Source organism: Halobaculum halobium, from assembly GCF_030127145.1.
In the GTDB taxonomy this organism is placed as follows: Archaea; Halobacteriota; Halobacteria; order Halobacteriales; family Haloferacaceae; genus Halobaculum; species Halobaculum halobium.
On the sequence record NZ_CP126158.1, the window covers coordinates 640,543 to 659,047 of the forward strand.

Here is an 18,505-nt window from a genome sequence, read left to right on the forward strand (position 1 = left end):
CCCACGCCGCGCCTGCAGTCTCGACGGATCCAGGGTGACGGCTCCGGGGCGGGCGGGTCCGTCCGGCACCGACCGGACGCGTCAGACGCTCGTCAGACGCGACGGCTGGAGTTAAGCCGGGGCGGGAGTCAGAGTTCGGTAATGAGCGACGAGACGATCACCGTCGCGGACGTGAGCGACGGCGTCGGCGGCGAGTCGGGCCTGTCCGACGGGACGCCCATCTCGCTTCCCGTGGTCGAGATCCTGACCGGACGAGGGTTCATTACCGGCAAGAGCGGCTCGGGGAAGTCAAACACCGCCTCCGTCGTCATCGAGAAGCTGTTGGAGAACAGCTTCCCGGTGCTCATCGTTGACAGCGACGGGGAGTACTACGGGCTGAAAGAGGAGTTCGAGATCCTCCACGTCGGCGCCGACGAGGAGTGCGACATCCAAGTCTCGGCCGAGCACGCGGGCAAAATCGCCTCGCTCGCCTTAGAGGAGAACGTCCCGATCATCCTCGATGTGTCGGGGTATCTCGACGAGGACGAGGCGTCCGAGCTGATCCGCGAGACGGCCCGCCAGCTGTTTGCCAAAGAAAAGAAGCTGAAGAAGCCGTTCTTGATGCTCGTCGAGGAGTGCCACGAGTACATTCCCGAGGGGGCCGGGATGGACAAGACGGGCAAGACGCTGATCAAGATCGGGAAGCGCGGTCGCAAGCACGGCCTCGGCATCGTCGGCATCTCTCAGCGGCCTGCCGACGTAAAGAAGGACTTCATCACCCAGTGCGACTGGCTCTGCTGGCACCGGCTCACCTGGGACAACGACACGAAAGTCGTCTCGCGGATCCTCGGGGGCGACTACGGCGACGCGATCGAGGACATGGACGACGGCGAGGCGTTCTTGATGACCGACTGGGCCGAGTCCATCAGGCGAGTGCAGTTCCACCGCAAGCAGACGTTCGACGCGGGCGCGACGCCCGGCCTCGACGACTTCGAGCGGCCCGATCTCAAGTCCGTCTCTGGCGACCTCGTCTCGGAGCTGCAGACGATCACCGACGAACGCGAGCGCACCGAATCCGAACTCGCGGACCTCCGGCAGGAACTGGACAAAAAGAAGCAGCGCATCAGCCAACTCGAACGTGAGTTGGAGGAGGCGCAGGACATGTCGGAGATGGCGGACACCTTCGCGCAGGCGCTGCTTCAGAAGGCAGATGCGCCGTACCGCGGCGGGAGCGGCCGGAGCCTCGGACGCGATACGGCGGCCAACGCGCGGGCGAACGGCTCACCATCCGACGGGTCGGCAGCGAACGGCTCGGCGACGAACGGGTCGGCGCCGGAACCACAGCGCCGAGACGGAGACGCCGCGTTCGGCGGGCGCCTCACCGATGACCAGTCCGAGCTTCACGACTACGAGAGCCCCGAGGCCGCGTCGGGCGACGCGTCCGCCGGCGCCGCGCGCGATGGCTCCGGCGGCGACGGGGACCGCGACGGGGACGAAGGGACCGTGGCCGCCGCGGTCTCGGACGACGGAGCGTCGACAGCGGCCGCCGCCGACCGCGAGCGCGACGCCCCGGGCGCGAGCGACGAGCGGGTCGCGACCGCGGTGCCCCCGACAGACGGGGTCGACATCTCCCCCGCGCGCTCGCGCTCGGGATTCGACAGCATCGAGGACCCGGCCGCGGTCGTCGACGGAGACGAACTGCGCCGTCGCGAGGCGGTCGTCGCCGGCGTCGTTCGCGCGGTCGAGTCGCTGGAGGACGTGACTCGCGGCATGCTGCGCGGCCTACCGGCGGGGCGACCGCGCGACGCCGATCGAGGCCCACCGCGCCGCCGACGGCTCGGGGGACCGCCGATACGCGTACGCCCGAAACAAGGTCCTCCGGCGGGCCGGGTTCGTCGAGCACCGGAGCCGCGGGGAGTACGCGTACGCCCTTCCAGCGCTCGTCCGGCGGGTGTACGGCGATCACACGGGCGAACAGGACCTCGTCGAGGTGATCGCGGAGATCGAATCCCGCGCCGGCCTCGACCCGGACGTGGCGCCGTGACGTGCAAGCTTCCGCCCAGCGGTGACGATCGGTGGCGGCTCGCGGCGCACGCCCGCGTGATCGTCTACGAGACCGACGACGGCAACGAGCTCCTGACGGTGTACGACTGCGGCGCCGCCCAGAAGCCCCCGTCGGCGCAGCTGATTGGGAACCTCGTCCGCGTCGCCGCCGACCACGAACTGGAGCGCGGCCCGACCGGTTACGCGGTCAGCATGCGAGAGGCGGCGGAACTGGTCAAGCAGGACGACCACCACTACCGGATCGAAGCGGTCGACCGCGACGACTGAGGCGGAGCCGTGCGGATCGTTCCCGTGACGGGACAAGGTTCTTTTCGAGTCCGTTCGAGAGTGGTATCTATGAAGACCGTTTCTCCGTCTCGCTGACCGGTGCGTCGGCGAGGACGCGCCGGTCGGTACGGCGAGGGCGACGGCGCCCTCGGGACGCACGACCGATCAGGCCAGCGGCCGCGAGCAGGCCCCCGTCGGAACTCTCCGTCCGGCGTCGGCCGGCGCGCGGCCACGACACACAGTGAACAGACGAGACAGACTGGAGGGCGGCGACGTGATCGTCGCCGCCCGCGACGCGGACGCGACCCCCGACACGACGGAGATCCGTCGCCTCGCGGAGGCGGCGGGCTCCGACGTGGTCGGTGAAGTGACACAGCGGCGGACGGAGGACCTCCGGTACAACCTCGGCGAAGGGAAGGCCAGCGAGTTGGCCCGCGTCGTCACCGACTGCGACGCCGACGCCGTCGTTTTCGACGGCGAACTCTCGCCGGGACAGTACGCCGACCTCCTCGAACTGCTCCCACCGGGAACGACGCTCGCCGACCGCTATCGACTGGTGCTCGACATCTTCGCCGACGGGGCGGGATCGACGGCGGCGACGACGCAGGTGCGCCTGGCGACGCTCCGGTATGAACTCCCGCGACTGGAGCGGATGGAGGGGGAGGCAGCGCTGAATCGGGCGTTCTTCGAGAAGGGATCGCCCGTCCTCGACGCGGAGCGGCGCATCGACGCGCTGGAGTCGAAACTCGACGAACTCGTCGACGCCGCGGCCGCCCGCCGCGAGCGCCGGCGCGAGGAGGGGTTCGACCTCGTCGCGCTCGCGGGCTACACCAACGCCGGGAAGTCGACCCTGCTTCGGCGACTTGCGGACGACCTCGACGCCGGACACGCGGACGGCGACACCGCAGGCGACCGTCACGCGGACCTCGCCGAGTCGGTGTCCGTCGAAGACCGCCTGTTCGAGACGCTGGAGACGACGACTCGCCGGGCCACCGTCGACGGCCGACGGTTGCTTCTCACCGACACGGTCGGCCTCGTGGCCGACCTCCCGCACGACCTCGTCCGGTCGTTTTCGGCGACGCTCGACGAGATCGCCGCGAGCGACGTCGTCCTCGCGGTCCTCGACGCCAGCGCCGACGAGGGTTGCCTCCGGCGACGGGTCGAGACGACTATCGACGTGCTCGCGGGCGACGCCAGCGGACCGGTGATCCCGGTGGTGAACAAGGTCGATCGGCTCGACGAGGACGCGCGGTCGACGGCCATGGCCGCCGTGGAGGACGTGCTCGCCGACAGCGATGTCGAGGGCCGAGAGCCCGTGCCCGTCAGCAGCCTCCACGGTGACGGGATCGAGGACCTCCGCGCGGCCGTGCTGGAGGCGCTCCCGGCGGCGACGGCGTCGCTGACCGTCCCGAACGCGGGCGAGACGCAGTCGTTCCTCTCGTGGCTCCACGAGCGCGTCGACGCCGAAGTGACGTACGGCGCAGAGACCGTCGCGATCGAGGTCAGCGGGCGCCCGTCGGTCGTCTCCGAGGCCGAGCGTCGAGCGGCGGCCCTCCGCGGGGAGTGACCGGATCGGGACAGCGCGCAGATCGGTTCCGGGCGTGTCTGGTCGCGTGCCGAAGGCACATGCCGTTCGAGCGCCTTCCTCCGGTATGGACGAGACGCTGGAACTGCCGTCGGGCGAGACGGTCGGCACCGACGAGGCGTTCAGCTTCAACGGGTACCCGTACCGCTTCCGCCCGCTCGAGCACGCGGAGTACGACTTCGCGCTGTCGCCGCTCGTGTGGGGCGGCGGCGACATGGACGTCCCCTTCGCGGACCGCGAGGAACTCGGCGAGCAGTGGGGGCCGGAGTCGCGGGGCGTCCTCACCGACGCCGAGTGGCGCGACTGGCTCGTCGAGGCACGCGGGGACGACCGCTTCGGCGACGACGAACTCGACGCGGTCGAGCGGGAACTGTTTGGTGACGACGATGAGGGCGGGGTGCTCGACCGAGTCAAGCGCGCGCTCGGCGTGTGACCGCGATGGGTTGCTGCGGGGAGTTCGACACGCCGCCGTGAGGTCCTCGACGGCCCCCCTGGCGGCGATCGACTCTGTGGAATCCGCGGGTCGCGCGTCCGACCGAGCGGTCGGAGTCGGTGCCAGCGCAGCACGCGTCCGCGCGGTACGAGCACGCTTAAGAAGCGCCCACCACTTCTCTCGCCCATGAACACGCGCGACCTCTCGGCGAACGCGCCGTACGTCCCCGGCCGCGGCGTCGAGGAGGTGGCCCGCGACCTCGGGCTCGACCCCGACAAGTTGGTGAAGCTCTCCTCGAACGAGAACCCGTTCGGCCCGTCGCCGAAGGCCGTCGCGGCCGCGAAGGAGTCGGCGGAGTCCGCACACGTCTACCCGAAGGCCGCACACGCTGACCTCACCGAGGCGCTGGCCGACGAGTGGGACCTGTCGCCCGAGCAGGTGTGGGTGAGCCCCGGCGCCGACGGCGCGCTCGACTACCTCGCGCGGGCGACGCTGTCGCCCGGCGACGCGGTGCTGGTGCCCGACCCCGGCTTCGCCTACTACCCGATGAGCGCGCGCTACCACCACGGCGAGGTTGCGGCGTACCCCGTCGAGAAGGCCGACGGCTTCGCGCAGACCGCCGACGCGATCCTCGACGCCTACGACGGCGAGCGGGTCGTGTACGTCACCTCCCCGCACAACCCCGCCGGGACCGAACTGCCGCGCGACGAACTCGTCGCCCTGCTGGAGGGCGTCGACGAGGAGACGCTCGTCGTCGCCGACGAGGCGTACGGCGAGTACACCGAGACGCCCTCCGCGGCCGGACTGCTCGACGACTACGAGAACCTCGCGGTCACGCGAACGTTCTCGAAGGCCTACGGGCTCGCCGGCCTCCGCATCGGCTACGCGCTCGTTCCCGGGGCGTGGGCGGACGCGTACGCCCGCGTGAACACGCCGTTCGCGGCCAACGCCGTCGCGCTCGACGCGGCGCTCGCGGCGCTCGACGACGACGAGCACGTCGAGCGGAGCGTCGAGTCGGCACGATGGGCCCGCGAGTACATCGCCGAGGAACTGGACGCACCGACGTTCGATAGCGCCGGCAATTTCGTGCTCGCGGAGGTCGGCGACGGGTCGGCTGTTGCCGAACGCGCGCAAGCGCAGGGCGTCATCGTCCGCGACACCGGCTCGTTCGGGCTGCCCGAGTGTGTCCGGATCTCCTGCGGCACCGAGGAGGAGACCCGCGAGGCGGTGGCGACGCTGAACGAGGTGCTCGCTGACCCGGAACTCGGGGTCGAAGCGTGACGGACGCGAGCGACGAGACCGCCGCCGGTCCCGTTGACCGCCTTGTGGTCACGGGAACTCCCGGCACGGGTAAGACGACCGCGACGGACCTCCTGGCTGACGAGCGAGAGCTCGAGGTCGTCCACCTCAACGACCTGATCCGCGAGGAGGGACTGTACACCGAGCGCGACGAGGAGCGGGACTCGCTGGTCGCAGATCTCGACGCCGTCGAGGCGCACCTCGGCGACTGGTCGGGGGTCGTTGACTCCCACCTCGCGCACTCCCTCGACGCCGACCGCGTCGCCGTCCTGCGCTGTCGCCCCGACGTGCTCGAACAGCGGCTGATCGAGCGCGGGGAAGGCGAGGCGAGCGCGCGGGAGAACCGAGAGAGCGAGGCGCTGGACGTGATTCTCGGCGAGGCCGTCGACCGGTTCGGCGAGGGTCGCGTGTACGAGATCGACACCACCGATCTGGACCCCGAGGCGGTCGCGGCCGAACTCGCGCGCGTCCTCGACGGCGATCGCGAGCCGTCGGCGGGCGAGGTCGACTTTGTGGAGTACCTATGACGCTGGACCAGTTCAGACCGCTGGCCGAGAAGGGACTGTCGCCGTTCGTGCGCGCGGCCGACGCGCTCGGGCTGACGCCCGACGGTGTGAGCGTGCTCGCGTTCGCGTGCGCCGTCGCCGCCGGGGTCGCGTTCGGGCTCGCGCCGCCCGCGGAGGCGCCGCTGTACTACGTCGCGGGCTCGCTGCTCGTGTTCGCCAACGGCTGGCTCGATCTCGTCGACGGCGCGCTCGCGCGGGCACAGGGAACCGACACCTCCGGCGGCGACCTGCTCGATCACGTGCTCGATCGCTACGCCGACATCGCGGTGCTCGTGGGGTTGGCGGCCGGGATCGGTCGCTACGGCCTCGGGCTCGCGGCGGTGACGGGGGTGCTCATGACCTCCTACCTCGGCACGCAGATCCAGGCCGTCGGTATCGGCCGCGAGTACGGCGGGTTGCTCGGGCGCGCAGACCGGCTCGCTCTGGTCGGTATCGTCGGCGTCGTCGCCGCGGCGGTTCCGGGGTCGCTGGTCGCCGGGCTAAACGTGGTCGGGCTGTTGCTCGTCGTGTTCGCGGTCGTCGGTCACGTCACCGCGATCCAGCGCTTCAGGGGCGCGTGGACGGACCTGCAGTGACCGAAAGCGGGGCCCCGAAACCGCGGCGGCCGGGCAGGCGACCCCGCTCACGTCAGGGGATCGGACCGGGGCGAGACGTGTGGGCGGACGAATACTTTTGTCCCCCGGGCGGAATGGCGATGGTATGACCGGCACGACGGACGACCCCGACCCCGGCGGACCGGTCGGCCGCGGGTCGGACTCCACGCTCTCGGCGGCACTGGCCGAGCTCGACGACGGGTGCTGCGTGCTCGTCACCGGGGACGTCTCCGACGAGGCCTACCGCGTCGCGTCGTCGCGGTACTTCGGTGCGCCCCAGCGACGACGACAGCGAGTGCTCGCACTCACCACCGGCGGTTCGGAGTCGGCGGACCCGTGGCTTCCCGACGGCGTCGACACTGCGGACGACGACGCCGCGGTCGTCCGTCTCGACGGGGCGGTGCGGGATCCGGTCGCGGCATCCGATTCGGACGGCCCCGGTCCCGACGCCGGACCGGACCGATTCGATCTCGACGGGGGCGGGCCTGGCGGAGGCGACTCCACCGCGGGCGACGGGACCGGAGCGTCCGACCACGAGACGGCCGATGGGGAGCCAGCGGCCGTGCGAGAGGCTCTGCTGGACGCCATCGAGGAGGTCGACACCGAGCCGCCGAACCGGCTGGGTCTTCGCGTCGGCGTGTTCCGGGTCGACATGCTGTGTGCGACGCTGGGGAGCGACGCGACCCAGTCGTTGTTGGGTGACGTGTCGCAGACGACCCGCGACCGAGGCGGGATGGCGCACTTTCACCTCCCCCGCCCCACCGACGGTGACCCTCGATCGGATCCCGTGGTCTCGGAGTTCGTCGACCTCCTGGGCGACGACCTCGACGTGATCGTCGAGCTTCGGTGTCGGGAGTCGACGGCCGCCCCCGAGGAGCGGTGGCACATCATCGACTGGGGAACGACCGAGTGGAACGCGCTCCGATGACCATATGACGCCACGAGACACCGGGATATCGACAGACGAGAAACCCGAGGCAGCGGTGCGACTCGTCCCGGCACGGGGGCGCGGACCGGGGGCGTTCGAGATCGTCGACTCCATCGAGGAGGTCCGGCTCCCGGTCGCCGTAGAGGGATCGGATGGCGGGGCCCGGCCGACCGCGACGCGGCTGTCAAGTGCAGACCGGTTCAACGCCCCGGTCGACGGCTGCTGGGCTGTCGAAGCGACGGCGGTGACGCCGCTGTGCACGGCCGACGTGTACGTCCGGGACGCCGAGAACGCGGTCGTCGCCACGGCGACGGCGGAAGCGCCCGCTCGGGTTCCGCCGGGGCCGCACGTCCTGGAGCTGTCGACGGCGCCCGTGAAGACGTACGTCGCGGTCGACGGGCCTGCGCGCGTCTCCTACGAGGACCGGTACCCACGGGTCTCGCTGGACGTTCCCGAGGCCGGTATCGGATCCGGCGTGGGTGCGCCCGGTGCCGCCGCCGCGGCCGGCGCGAACGGTCGCGCCCGAGACGACGCCGAAACCGGCCGGATCTTGCTCGGCGCGCGCTCGCGACGCATGTCGCCGGCGGGGACGGTGACAGTTCCGGACACGCAGGCGGGGCTCGCGCGGGCGATCTCGACGTTCGGGTCGGCGCTGGCGACCACCTCCCCGGAGCGGTCGTTCCCGACACTCCGGGGCCATCCGCCGCTGGTCGAGCGCGGCGAGACGTTCGAGGCACCGCAATTCGTCGAGCGCGTCGACACCGGGGTCACGCTCGGCCTGCCGTTCACGTACGACGCGTTGTTCTCTGCGACGCCGCTCGCGTTCTACCTCGCCGCAGACGTCGAGGAGCGCGCCGAGCCGGTTCTTCGAGCGGGCGACTACCGACTGGACCTGCCGCGGGACCCGGATGCCCTTGCGGCCGCCCTCGGCGATCTCCTCCGCCACTGCTTCACCCTCGACTGTGCAACGCGGGCGTGCTCGGTCGGGCTGTACGACGTGGACCTCCACGTCCACGAGGTGTTGACCGAGCGCCTCGATCCCCCGTGGGCGGAGTGGTACGAGGCCGACCTGAGCGAACGCACCGCGGCGTATCTCGAGGTGCCGACCGAGGAGACGCTTGACTGTCTCGACTGGCCGCACACGACCGATGTGGTGCCCGTCGTCGAGAACGCCTCTGCCCTGTCGTTCCTCGCGGCCGACCTCTCGGTGGTTCGCTCGCCCCCGCCGGAGACCGACGCGACGAGCGACGGCGGCGTGACCGAACTCGACGACTTCGTCCGCGCGTCCCGGGAGGCGACTCGAGATGCGGCGCTGACGCGGAGCACGCGCGAGGGCGGCACCTCGAACGGCGCTGGCGTCGACGCCGGTATCGACGCCGTCAGGGGTCCCACCCAGAACGCGCTCGACGATTCGGAGTCGATCGTGACTCCCCAAGCGGCCGACAGCATCGCACAGGCGTGGATCGGGCCGGGGTTCCCGATGCGCGCGGCCAAGCCGACCGTCGAGGCGTACCGTCGACGCCTCGATCGGACACCCGCGGAGGACCTCACCATCGGCGTCACCGTCGTCTGCAACGACGAGGCGATGGTCGACGAGCTGGGGGACACATACGGCTTCCGCGATCACGTCACCTTCGACATCCGCGAGGAGCGCGACCTGACGGTCGAGGAACTGCGCGATGTGCTCGCGGAACCCCACGACTTCTTCCACTACGTCGGCCACGTCGACGAGCGCGGGATGGAGTGCGCCGACGGCTTCCTCGACCTCCGTGGCCTCGAAACGACCGGGGTCGACGCCTTCCTGCTCAACGCGTGCACATCATATCAGCAGGGGATGGGGCTGGTCGAGGCGGGCGCGCTCGGCGGCGTGGTGTCGCTCACTGACCTGCCGAACTCGATGGCGACGCGGGTCGGACGCGACCTCGCGCGGCTGTTCGACGCCGGGTTCCCGCTGTATGCGGCGCTCGACGTGGTCGGGACGGGTCCGTTCGCCGAGAGCGCGTACAGCATCGCGGGAGATCCGATGGTGCAGTTGTGTCAGTGTGCGACAGGAGCGCCGATGTTGGTTACTGTGGAGGTCGTGAATAGTTCGATGTCAACACTTCAGGCAATGTTCTATCCGACTAGGCGCTTCGGTCTTGGTACAATGTCAAATCCGTTGTTTGAGGATGATAACGTCCAATACATCTCTTCTGGGACATCTATGGAAGTATCCTCTCAAACTGAATTGTTAAATGATAAGATGGACTTCGCCAGATCGCCGATCAGAATTGATGGAACACTCTATTGGTCGGATGAGGCAGACTTAGTCAATATTGCACAATCTACGGACCTGCAGTAGAAGTCGCATTTGCCAAAGCATTCCCGGCACTCGACAACAACAGCACGAGCGTGAACAGCGCGCCCATCATCCGCGGGTGGTTAGCCAACCATTCCGACATTGTGGCGTCGTCTTCGGACATTACACCTCCACCAACTGATGGTTTTTAATTGAATATACCGGAAAGATTCTGATAATATTAAGCAAGAACCAAAGAACGATATTTTGAATATATAAACGACCACTCGAGTCGGGCCGACGGCCGGGTGGCACACCTTTTATACCGCACACCGCGCTAGGTCGAAGTATGCCCCAGTGTGAGATGTGCGGCGCGGAGAAGGCGTCGCTCACCACCACGAAAGTCGAGGGCGCGGAGCTGGAGCTGTGCTCCGACTGCTCCGACTTCGGCACCGAGGTCCGCACCGAGAGCACCTCCTCGACCTCGACGAAGTACTCCACTTCCTCGTCTTCGTCTTCCTCGTCGAACTCCGGGAGTTCCGGCTCCTCGTCATCCTCCTCGTCGTCGCAGCGCCGGCGCGACATGTTCGACGACATGGAGACGGTCGTCGGCGACTACGACGAGCGGATCCGACAGGCGCGCGAGACCACCGGCATGAGTCAAGAGGACCTCGCGAAGGACATCAACGAGAAGGCCTCCGTCATTCGGAAGCTGGAACGCGGAGACATCCTCCCCTCCGACGACGTCCAGCAGAAGCTCGAAAAGAAGCTCGGCATCTCGCTGGTCGAGGGCGAGTCCGTCGACGACGCCGACTGGGAGGGCTCCTCCTCGGGAAGCATGACTCTCGGCGACGTGGTCAAGCGCAACGACGGCTAACGTTCGCCGCGAACGAAGCGACTTTTCGCTCCCCGGCGCGTGGTGGGTAGTGTGACCGACTCCGACACCCTGATCCTCGTCAACCTGAAGGCGTATCCGTGCGACCCCGTCGAGATCGCCGAGACGTGCGCGGCCGTCGCCGACGACACCGGCGCACGCGTCGCCGTCGCCCCCCAGGCGGCGCACCTCGCGGCCGTCGCCGACACCGGCGTCGAGACGTGGGCCCAACACGTTTCGCCCGTCGAACACGGCAGCCACACCGGTTCGACGCTCGCTGAGGCTGTCGCCGACGCGGGCGCCACCGGGACGCTGATCAACCACTCCGAGAACCGCCTGAAGCTGGCGGACATCGACGCCTCCCTCGCGGCCGCAGAACGCGCCGATCTGGAGACGTGCGTCTGCGCGAACAACCCCGCGCAGTCGGGCGCGGCCGCCGCGCTCGGTCCCGATGCCGTGGCCGTCGAACCGCCGGAACTCATCGGCGGCGACGTGTCGGTCGCGAGCGCTGACCCGGCCATCGTCGAGGACTCCGTCGCCGCCGTCGAGGCGGTCGACGCCGACGTGGACCTGTTCTGTGGCGCCGGCGTCTCGACCGGCGAAGACGTCGCCGCAGCCGGCGAGTTGGGCGCGACGGGCGTCCTCCTCGCCTCCGGCGTCGCGAAGGCGGACGACCCCGAGGCGGTGCTTCGCGATCTGGTCTCGGGAGTGTAACCGGCTACTCCCGCGTGCGCTCCTGTTGGCGCTCGGCCTGCTTGTCGACCTCCCGGAGCGCCTGTTCCTGTTCGCTCTTGGCGATCCCGCCGGCCTCCGCGAACCGCCCCTCGTACTGCCACGCGGGCACGAGCGACCACCCGTCGCCCTCTCCGCCGTCGCCGCTGTCGCCGCCCTCGCCACCGCTGCCGCCGGCGCGGTCGCTCAGGGCCGCTCGAAGCCGGGCGATCAGGAGCGCGAGGACCAACGCGATCGTCGCCCCGGCGAGTGCGATACCGATCCGCTCGTCGACGTTCCAGAGCACAGCGGCGACGGCGGGACCGATCAGGAGGGACGCGAGGACCAACGCGGCTGCTCGTCGCATAGTGGACCGTGCCGCCGTTGGCGCAAAGGCGTACCGCCGGGTCAGTCGGTTCGAGCCTGACTGGCCCGACCGGATCAGGCCGGTCGAGAGCTACCCTTGCCGAACGTCGTGTTCGAGGGTCCCGACGCCCTCGACCTCGACCTCGACGCGATCGCCGTCGGAGAGGGGACCGACGCCGGCGGGCGTCCCGGTCGCGACAACGTCTCCCGGTTCCAGCGTCATGTACGTCGTGATCTCTTCGACGAGGTCGGGAATGGAGAACATGAAGTAGTCGCGCGAGGACGACTGCTTCGTCTCGCCGTTCACCCGGAGTTCGACGGCCGCGTCCTCGGGGACGTGGTCGGGGTCGGCGATGCAGGGCCCGATCGGCGCGGCGCCGTCGAACGCCTTGCCGCGGACCCAGTTTTGCTCCTTGTTCTGGTCGTCGCGATTCGACACGTCGTCGAGACAGGTGAACCCCGCGACGTACGCCATCGCGTCTTCTGCGGCGACGTTTCGCGCCTGCTGACCGATCACGAACGCGATCTCCGCCTCGTGGTCGACCCGGTCTTTCCCGGCCGGCAGCGTGACCGTCGAGTTCGGATCCGCGACGGCGTTCGGCGGCTTGAGGAACAACAGCGGTCGGTCGGGGACGTCGTTGCCGAGCTCCTCCGCGTGGTCGGCGTAGTTGCGTCCCACGCAAACGATCTTCGACGGCTCACAGGGAGCGAGCAGGTCGACGCCGTCGTCGGTGGTGTCGTACGTCTCACCGCCCGCGGCGACGACGCCCTCGTCGTACGTGCCGCGTCGAACGGTACCTGCCGGGTCGCGGATCCGTGCGTAGCGCATTAGCGTCGATTCGGTCAGGCGGTGCTTAGGCGTTGTGAGTCTTCGGCAGGCGACCCATGGCGCCGCCGGAGTGAACTGAACGTGCCGGCCGCCCGCTTCCACCTCCGTACTGAATGCAACTCGTATGGGAATGGATGTGCTCCCGCGCGCTCGCACAGCGGTTACTCCACTGGATACCGCCCTCCTATAGATACCGCAGCCGCCGAGACACAGGTGAGAGTATCGAGACCGCACGGCCGGCGGCGGGTCACCGAACGGTCGCGTCGGTGATCCGCGCGAGCCTGTCCGCGACGGCGTCGTCGAGGCCGGCCTCGGTCGCCCGCCAGCGCCAGTTCCCGTCGGTCGTCCCGGGGGTGTTGAAGCGGGCGTGGCTGTCGAGACCGAGCAGGTCTTGCATCGTCGTGACGGCAAGCGTCGCCTCCGAGTTCCACACCGCCTCGATCAGGTCCCACTCGATCTCGACGCCGTCGGTCCCGAGATTGTAGTGCAGGCAGTCGCGCTGTCGATCGTCGAGCGACTCGTAGTAGCCGACGGCCGTGTCGGTGTCGTGCGTCGACGAGTATGCGACGCAGTCCTCGGGATAGTGCATCGGCTGGTAGAGGTGTCCCTGCTGGCACCAATCCGCGTACTGCGGAACGCGCATCCCCGGGAGGTCGAACGCCTCGCGCAGCGACGCGCTCTCGGCGTCGAGAAAGCCCAGGTTCTCCGCGACGAAGGGGAGGCGGCCGAACTCCTCGCGCACGGCCTCGAAGAACGCGTCGCCGGGCCCCTCGCGCCACTCGCCATCGGCGGGGTCGTCGCTGTCGGCCGGGATCGCCCAGAACTCGTCGAACCCCTTGAAGTGGTCGAGGCGGGCGTACTCGACCATGTCGAACAGCCGGTCGAGCCGATCGAGCCACCACCCGTAGCCGGTTTCGGCGAGGCGGTCCCAGTCGTACACCGGGTTGCCCCAGCGTTGTCCGGAGTCGCCCATGTTCGGGGGGACCCCCGCGACGGCGGCGGGGCGGCCGTCGTCGGTCAGATCGAACGCCTCGGGCGCCGCCCACACGTCCGCGGAGTCGAGGGCGACGTAGATCGGCAGGTCGCCGAGGATCTCGATCCCGCGGTCGGCGGCGTACGTGCGCAGGTCGCGCCACTGGCGGTCGAACGTCCACTGACAGAACGCCCGGAAGTCGACTTCGTCGGCGAGGTCGTCGCGGTAGTCGGCCAGCGCCTCGGGGTCGCGCGTCCGGACTGGCTCGGGCCACTCCGTCCACAGCCGCCCGTCGAACTCGGCTTTGAGCGCGCGAAACAGCGCGTAGTCCGCGAGCCAGTCGGCCTCCCGTTCGCGGTAGTCGGCGAACGCCGCCAGCGCGTCGTCGCCCGCGACCTCGCCGACTCGGTCGAACGCCGTCCGGAGTCGGTCGAGGGTGAACGATTCGACGGCGTCGTAGTTGACCTCGTGCGGGGAGAATTCGACGCCGGTCGCCCCGTCGGGGTCGACCTCGTCTTCGGAGAGATACCCGCGGTCCACGAGGTCGGTGAGGTCGATCAACAGGGGATTCCCGGCGAACCCGGAGAACGTCTGGTACGGGGAGTGGCCGTGGACGCCGACGGTCGGCCCGAGGGGACACACCTGCCAGATCGACTGGTCGCCACGATCGAGAAAGTCGATGAACGAGCGTGCGCCCGCGCCCATGTCCCCGATCCCGTGGGGTCCGGGCAGCGCAGTGGGGTGGAGCAGGACGCCGCTTCGTCGGTCGAACCGCATCGACTGTGCTCTCACGGGCGAGCGGTATCAAGTATCTGGTCGCGCACCGTGCATCGGATCGCGAATCTGGCCGTGCACCGTGCATCGGATCACGCTCGGCTTGATCCTGCAGGATCGTTCCGCCGGGTCGACGCCAAGTGACTAAGTACCGCACCCGCGATAGCCAACTCGATGCCGTACACGGTCCTGATGCTCGGGTGGGGATTTCCGCCGAACGTGACCGGGGGGCTGGACACGGCGGTCGGCGAGCTGTTCGAACGACTCGACGATCGCGAGGGCGTCGAGGTGGAACTGGTGTTGCCGGCGGAGTACGCTCCGACGGGACGCGACGGGATCTACGGCGTCCCGACCGGCGACGGTGACATCATCACCCGTATCGGCCGCCTCTCGGGGACGTTCGTCGAGCGCGCCGCCGACGCCGACATCGTCCACACGAACGACTGGTTCGGCTACAACCCCGGCTCGCGGGCGCAGGCGACCCACGACGTGGAGTGGGTGACGACGTTCCACTCGCTGTCGTCGGACCGCAACGCCGACCCCCCCGAGCGCGAGAAGCGCACCGAATCACGGGTGGTGAACCGCTCGGATCACCTGCTGGCGGTGAGCGAGTTCACCGCCCGGAAGATCGCCCACGAGTACGGCGGGGACGCCGAAGTCATCTACAACGGCTTCTCGCGGGTCGAACCGACCGGTCGTGACCTGAAGGCCGAGTTGGGAATCGACGGGGAGATGCTGTTCTTCGTCGGCCGCCACACCGATCAAAAGGGGCTGGCGTACCTGCTGTACGCGCTGCCGAAGCTCCGACGCGACGACGTGACGCTCGTCATCGGCGGCACGGGACACCTCACGGACCAACTGAGACGGTTCGTCGAGCTGCTCGGGATCGGCGATCGCGTCGAGTTCGTCGGCTACGTCCCCGAGGAGGAACTGGGCGACTACTACGCGAGCGCGGATCTCTTCGTCTCGCCGTCGCTCGCTGAGCCCTTCGGGATCACGATCGTCGAGGCGCTGTCGGTCGGCACGCGCGTCGTTGCCGGCCCCAGCGGCGCCGCCGAAGTGTTGCCCGGCGACTGCCTCATCGAAGTCGAGCCGAACTCCGACGCGATCGCCGAGGGCATCGAGTACGCGCTCTCGCTGGACACACCGATCGAGTACGAAGAACGGACCTGGGATCAGGTCGCCGACGAGCACGTCGCTTTCTACGAGCGGATCCTCAGCGGTGGAGCGCCCACCGACGACAGGAAGTGACCTCCCGATCGATCACCTGAGCAGCCGGAAGTCCGTCACGGGCTCAGGGTGGATGATGCGAAAGCCGTCCGCCGTCGGTTCCAGCCCGACCCGGTCGGACGCGGGGCCCCCGCGCTGATACGGACTGTCCGACGTGTCTGACGACTGGTACGGACTATCGGCGGTCGCCGACTGGTACGGGCTGTCCGAGGCGACCGATTGGTACGGGCTGTCGGACGGCCTGGTCCCCGAACCGCTCCCGTAGGCGTCCCGTCGGGGGCCGTTCTCGGATTCGGGCGAGCGATCGAAGTCCTCGGGCGGGAGATAGACCCGCTCGCCCGACGCCGACTCGACGACGACCGCGGCGTCGCGGTCGCCCGTGACGACGATCACCGTCCGGCCGTCAGCGATCTCGAGGTCGACGGAGACGGGTCGCTCCGGCCCGCTCGCGCTCTCGCGGTCGTCTCCGGTCGCGTCTGCAGCGTCGGCGGCCGGTCCTCCGTCGCCACCGTCGCGAGCACGGTCAGCGTCGCCACCGTCGCGAGCACGGTCAGCGTCGCCACCGCCGCCAGCGTCGGTAGCGTTGCCAGCGGTGTCAGCGGTCTCGGCGCCGCTGGAATCGCCGTCTCCGTCGTCGGTCGCGTTCCCCTCCATACCGTTGCGATCCCGTGGCGGGCACTTAGCGGTTCCCCGCGACCGGGGGCTCTCCGCATCGGACTGACCGTCGGCGAAAGAGCGAAACCACTACCGCACAAGCGACCTGCCATGGAACATCCGGGACAACCGCGTGTCTGCGCGGCGGGCGAGGCCGTGGAACTCGCGCCGCGCGATCCCGACCCGAGCGTAGCGTACGACTGGAGCGTCGTTACCGCACCGGCCGGCTCGACAGCTGAGACCGGCGACGAGGCCGTCCAGTGGTTCGAGCCCGACGTCCCGGGGCGGTACCTGCTTCGACTCACTGGCGGCGGAGCGACCCACGATCTGACCGTACGGGCGTTCGCCGAGGAGACCAGTCCGAGCGTCGGCGCGGGTCGCTCCGCGAGCGGCGACGCCGGCGGCGACGAGCACGCGGGAGATCAGGCGGACGGAGGGTCCGGGTCCGCGGGCGGGTCCGCGCGGACCCCGGACGGCGTCGGCGGCGGAGCGGAACCAGAACGCCCCCGAATCCGGCTCGAGACCGTCGTCGACGACGCGGAGGTCAGGATCGACGCGCGAGTCGAGCCGGCGTCCGGGACCGGCGTCGAGTTCCTGCTGGACGACCGCGACGCCCTCGACGAGTCCGACGTGACCGTCGAGGGACAGACGCTCACGGTCGCTCGCTCGGCGCTCCCGGAGCGGGTTCGGGTGTACGCCGTCCCCGTCACCGACGACGCGTACGGCGTGCCCGACGCCGTCGACGTGCGGCGGTCGGGCGACGACGTCGTCGTCGACAGACCGTACGACCCGCCGTCGTGGGCGCTCGATTCGACCATCTACGAGGTGTACGTGCGCACGTTCGCGGACGCCGACCGCGACCGCTCGCAGTTCGCGGCGATCTGCGAGCGCCTCGACGAACTCGACGCCTTGGGCATCGACACGCTGTGGCTCACGCCCGTTCTCCAACACGACGGCGCCCCGCACGGCTACAACATCACCGACTTCTTTGCGATCGCGTCGGACCTCGGCGGGCGCGAGGAGTATCAAGCGCTGATCGACGCCGCCCACGACCGTGGCATGCGCGTCCTGTTCGATCTCGTGTGCAACCACTCCGCGCGCGACCACCCGTTCTTCCAAGACGCCTACGGGAGCCCCGACAGCGAGTACTACGACTGGTACGAGTGGCAGGAGAACGGCGAGCCCGGGACGTACTTCGACTGGGAGCTGATCGCCAACTTCGACTTCTCGACGCTCGCCGTGCGTCGCCACCTCCTCGACGCCGTCGACGAGTGGGCGCCGCTGGTCGACGGCTTCCGCTGCGACATGGCGTGGGCGGTCCCGGACGGGTTCTGGCGCGAGGTGCGCGACCGCGTGAAGGCGCACGAGTCGGAGTTCTTCCTGCTGGACGAGACGATCCCGTACATCCCGGACTTTCAGGCCGGGCTCTTCGACATGCACTTCGACTCGACGACCGCGTTCACGCTCCGAGAGGTCGGCGACGGGAATCAGCCCGCCGAGGCCATCCTCGACGCCGTCGACGAGCGTCGCCGGGTCGGCTTCCCGGACCACGCCTCGTTCATGCTGTACCACGAGAACCACGACGAGCCTCGATACCTCGCCTCCTACGGCGAGCCCGCGGCGTTTGCGGCCGCGGGGGCGCTGGCGACGCTGCCGGGCGCACCCATGGTGTACGCCGGTCAAGAGACCGGCCAGCTCGGGCGCCGTGACCGGTTGGACTATGAGAACGCCCGCGAGGACCTCACCGAGCACTACCGCCGACTGCTCGCCGTCCGCGACGAACACCCCGCACTCCAGCACCGCGCGGCGCTGTCGCGCATCGACTACGCAGTCCAAGAGGGCGAGGTGGACTCCGTTGTCGCCTACCGCCGCGAGGGGGCCGACGGTGAGGCGGTCGTCGTCGCGCTCAACTTCGCCTCGGGGGCGGCTACAGTCGACCTCGACGTCGCCGTCGGCGGGGACGACATCGTGACCGGCGAGGCGGTCGGAGCGGACGACGGAACCGTGACCGTCGATGACGTGATCGTCGTCCCCGTCCACGGATAACCACCCCAGCTGTCTTCGGAGCCGACGGCCGTGGTCCGACCGCGGTGGTCTGACGG

The 18,505-nt window shown here is 69.4% G+C and carries 17 protein-coding genes; 12 read left to right on the forward strand and 5 right to left on the reverse strand.

Going from position 1 to position 18,505, the window contains the following annotated elements; genetic code table 11:
* Positions 1 to 141 precede the first annotated feature (141 nt).
* The 8 genes from P0Y41_RS03455 to P0Y41_RS03490 all read left to right on the forward strand — a co-directional run bounded on the left by P0Y41_RS03455 (position 142) and on the right by P0Y41_RS03490 (position 10,055).
* Positions 142 to 2,310 carry a helicase HerA domain-containing protein gene (locus P0Y41_RS03455; protein WP_284062587.1) on the forward strand — a complete coding sequence of 723 codons (2,169 nt, stop codon included), beginning with the start codon at positions 142 to 144 and terminating at the stop codon, positions 2,308 to 2,310.
* A 241-nt stretch (positions 2,311 to 2,551) separates the two neighbouring features.
* On the forward strand, positions 2,552 to 3,877 hold the full coding sequence (hflX, locus tag P0Y41_RS03460) for a GTPase HflX (protein WP_284062588.1): 1,326 nt from the start codon (positions 2,552 to 2,554) through the stop codon (positions 3,875 to 3,877).
* 85 nt (positions 3,878 to 3,962) lie between these two features.
* Positions 3,963 to 4,328 (forward strand): hypothetical protein, encoded by a 366-nt coding sequence (locus P0Y41_RS03465; protein ID WP_284062589.1) that lies wholly within the window; start codon positions 3,963 to 3,965, stop codon positions 4,326 to 4,328.
* A gap of 186 nt (positions 4,329 to 4,514) precedes the next feature.
* Positions 4,515 to 5,609, forward strand: coding sequence for a histidinol-phosphate transaminase (gene hisC / locus P0Y41_RS03470; protein ID WP_284062590.1), 1,095 nt, complete (start codon positions 4,515 to 4,517; stop codon positions 5,607 to 5,609).
* Positions 5,606 to 6,154 (forward strand): adenylate kinase family protein, encoded by a 549-nt coding sequence (locus P0Y41_RS03475; protein WP_284062591.1) that lies wholly within the window; start codon positions 5,606 to 5,608, stop codon positions 6,152 to 6,154. The genes hisC and P0Y41_RS03475 overlap by 4 nt, the downstream gene beginning before the upstream one ends.
* Complete coding sequence (locus P0Y41_RS03480) at positions 6,151 to 6,768, forward strand: CDP-alcohol phosphatidyltransferase family protein (RefSeq protein WP_284062592.1); 618 nt, start codon at positions 6,151 to 6,153, stop codon at positions 6,766 to 6,768. Before P0Y41_RS03475 ends, P0Y41_RS03480 begins: the two co-directional genes overlap by 4 nt.
* A 124-nt stretch (positions 6,769 to 6,892) precedes the next feature.
* The gene (locus P0Y41_RS03485; protein WP_284062593.1) at positions 6,893 to 7,714 is read left to right on the forward strand and encodes a DUF7504 family protein; all 822 of its coding nucleotides are present in this window, start codon (positions 6,893 to 6,895) and stop codon (positions 7,712 to 7,714) included.
* Between the two features lie 4 nt (positions 7,715 to 7,718).
* Positions 7,719 to 10,055, forward strand: a complete 2,337-nt coding sequence (locus P0Y41_RS03490) for a hypothetical protein (RefSeq protein WP_284062594.1) — start codon at positions 7,719 to 7,721, stop codon at positions 10,053 to 10,055.
* On the opposite strand, the gene P0Y41_RS03495 is transcribed toward P0Y41_RS03490, so the two are convergent.
* Entirely contained in the window at positions 10,039 to 10,176 is a 138-nt protein-coding gene (locus P0Y41_RS03495) for a DUF7503 family protein (RefSeq protein WP_284062595.1), read from the reverse strand. The genes P0Y41_RS03490 and P0Y41_RS03495 overlap by 17 nt on opposite strands.
* Positions 10,177 to 10,341: 165 nt before the next feature.
* On the opposite strand from P0Y41_RS03495, the gene P0Y41_RS03500 reads away from it, so the two are divergent.
* Positions 10,342 to 10,869 carry a multiprotein bridging factor aMBF1 gene (locus P0Y41_RS03500; protein WP_284062596.1) on the forward strand — a complete coding sequence of 176 codons (528 nt, stop codon included), beginning with the start codon at positions 10,342 to 10,344 and terminating at the stop codon, positions 10,867 to 10,869.
* Between the two features lie 51 nt (positions 10,870 to 10,920).
* Complete coding sequence (gene tpiA, locus P0Y41_RS03505) at positions 10,921 to 11,580, forward strand: triose-phosphate isomerase (protein ID WP_284062597.1); 660 nt, start codon at positions 10,921 to 10,923, stop codon at positions 11,578 to 11,580.
* Between the two features lie 4 nt (positions 11,581 to 11,584).
* On the opposite strand, the gene P0Y41_RS03510 is transcribed toward tpiA, so the two are convergent.
* From P0Y41_RS03510 to malQ, 3 genes are all read right to left on the reverse strand, one after another.
* Positions 11,585 to 11,944, reverse strand: a complete 360-nt coding sequence (locus P0Y41_RS03510; protein WP_284062598.1) for a hypothetical protein — start codon at positions 11,942 to 11,944, stop codon at positions 11,585 to 11,587.
* A 90-nt stretch (positions 11,945 to 12,034) separates the two neighbouring features.
* A complete protein-coding gene (locus P0Y41_RS03515) occupies positions 12,035 to 12,772 on the reverse strand; it encodes a fumarylacetoacetate hydrolase family protein (RefSeq protein ID WP_284062599.1) in 738 nt (245 codons plus the stop codon).
* A gap of 247 nt (positions 12,773 to 13,019) precedes the next feature.
* On the reverse strand, positions 13,020 to 14,522 hold the full coding sequence (malQ, locus tag P0Y41_RS03520; RefSeq protein ID WP_284062600.1) for a 4-alpha-glucanotransferase: 1,503 nt from the start codon (positions 14,520 to 14,522) through the stop codon (positions 13,020 to 13,022).
* 171 nt (positions 14,523 to 14,693) lie between these two features.
* Between malQ and P0Y41_RS03525 the strand changes: the two genes are divergently transcribed.
* A complete protein-coding gene (locus P0Y41_RS03525; protein WP_345783180.1) occupies positions 14,694 to 15,770 on the forward strand; it encodes a glycosyltransferase family 4 protein in 1,077 nt (358 codons plus the stop codon).
* A 12-nt stretch (positions 15,771 to 15,782) separates the two neighbouring features.
* Here P0Y41_RS03525 and P0Y41_RS03530 read toward each other — a convergent pair whose 3' ends face one another.
* Positions 15,783 to 16,160: a DUF7510 family protein gene (locus P0Y41_RS03530; RefSeq protein ID WP_284063335.1), complete on the reverse strand. Its 378-nt coding sequence runs from the start codon at positions 16,158 to 16,160 to the stop codon at positions 15,783 to 15,785.
* A gap of 354 nt (positions 16,161 to 16,514) precedes the next feature.
* Here P0Y41_RS03530 and malA point away from each other — a divergent pair, with 354 nt between their 5' ends.
* Positions 16,515 to 18,449 carry an alpha-amylase MalA gene (gene malA / locus P0Y41_RS03535; RefSeq protein ID WP_284062601.1) on the forward strand — a complete coding sequence of 645 codons (1,935 nt, stop codon included), beginning with the start codon at positions 16,515 to 16,517 and terminating at the stop codon, positions 18,447 to 18,449.
* The last annotated feature ends 56 nt before the right edge of the window (positions 18,450 to 18,505 follow it).

Bases quoted from the DNA above. Each gene is read 5' to 3' on its own strand.
- P0Y41_RS03455 (WP_284062587.1), top strand. From the start codon at position 142: ATGAGCGACGAGACGATCACCGTCGCGGACGTGAGCGACGGCGTCGGC.
- P0Y41_RS03465 (WP_284062589.1), top strand. From the start codon at position 3,963: ATGGACGAGACGCTGGAACTGCCGTCGGGCGAGACGGTCGGCACCGAC.
- hisC (WP_284062590.1), top strand. From the start codon at position 4,515: ATGAACACGCGCGACCTCTCGGCGAACGCGCCGTACGTCCCCGGCCGC.
- P0Y41_RS03480 (WP_284062592.1), top strand. From the start codon at position 6,151: ATGACGCTGGACCAGTTCAGACCGCTGGCCGAGAAGGGACTGTCGCCG.
- P0Y41_RS03485 (WP_284062593.1), top strand. From the start codon at position 6,893: ATGACCGGCACGACGGACGACCCCGACCCCGGCGGACCGGTCGGCCGC.
- P0Y41_RS03490 (WP_284062594.1), top strand. From the start codon at position 7,719: ATGACGCCACGAGACACCGGGATATCGACAGACGAGAAACCCGAGGCA.
- P0Y41_RS03495 (WP_284062595.1), bottom strand. From the start codon at position 10,176: ATGTCCGAAGACGACGCCACAATGTCGGAATGGTTGGCTAACCACCCG.
- P0Y41_RS03500 (WP_284062596.1), top strand. From the start codon at position 10,342: ATGCCCCAGTGTGAGATGTGCGGCGCGGAGAAGGCGTCGCTCACCACC.
- P0Y41_RS03510 (WP_284062598.1), bottom strand. From the start codon at position 11,944: ATGCGACGAGCAGCCGCGTTGGTCCTCGCGTCCCTCCTGATCGGTCCC.
- P0Y41_RS03515 (WP_284062599.1), bottom strand. From the start codon at position 12,772: ATGCGCTACGCACGGATCCGCGACCCGGCAGGTACCGTTCGACGCGGC.
- malQ (WP_284062600.1), bottom strand. From the start codon at position 14,522: ATGCGGTTCGACCGACGAAGCGGCGTCCTGCTCCACCCCACTGCGCTG.
- P0Y41_RS03525 (WP_345783180.1), top strand. From the start codon at position 14,694: ATGCCGTACACGGTCCTGATGCTCGGGTGGGGATTTCCGCCGAACGTG.
- malA (WP_284062601.1), top strand. From the start codon at position 16,515: ATGGAACATCCGGGACAACCGCGTGTCTGCGCGGCGGGCGAGGCCGTG.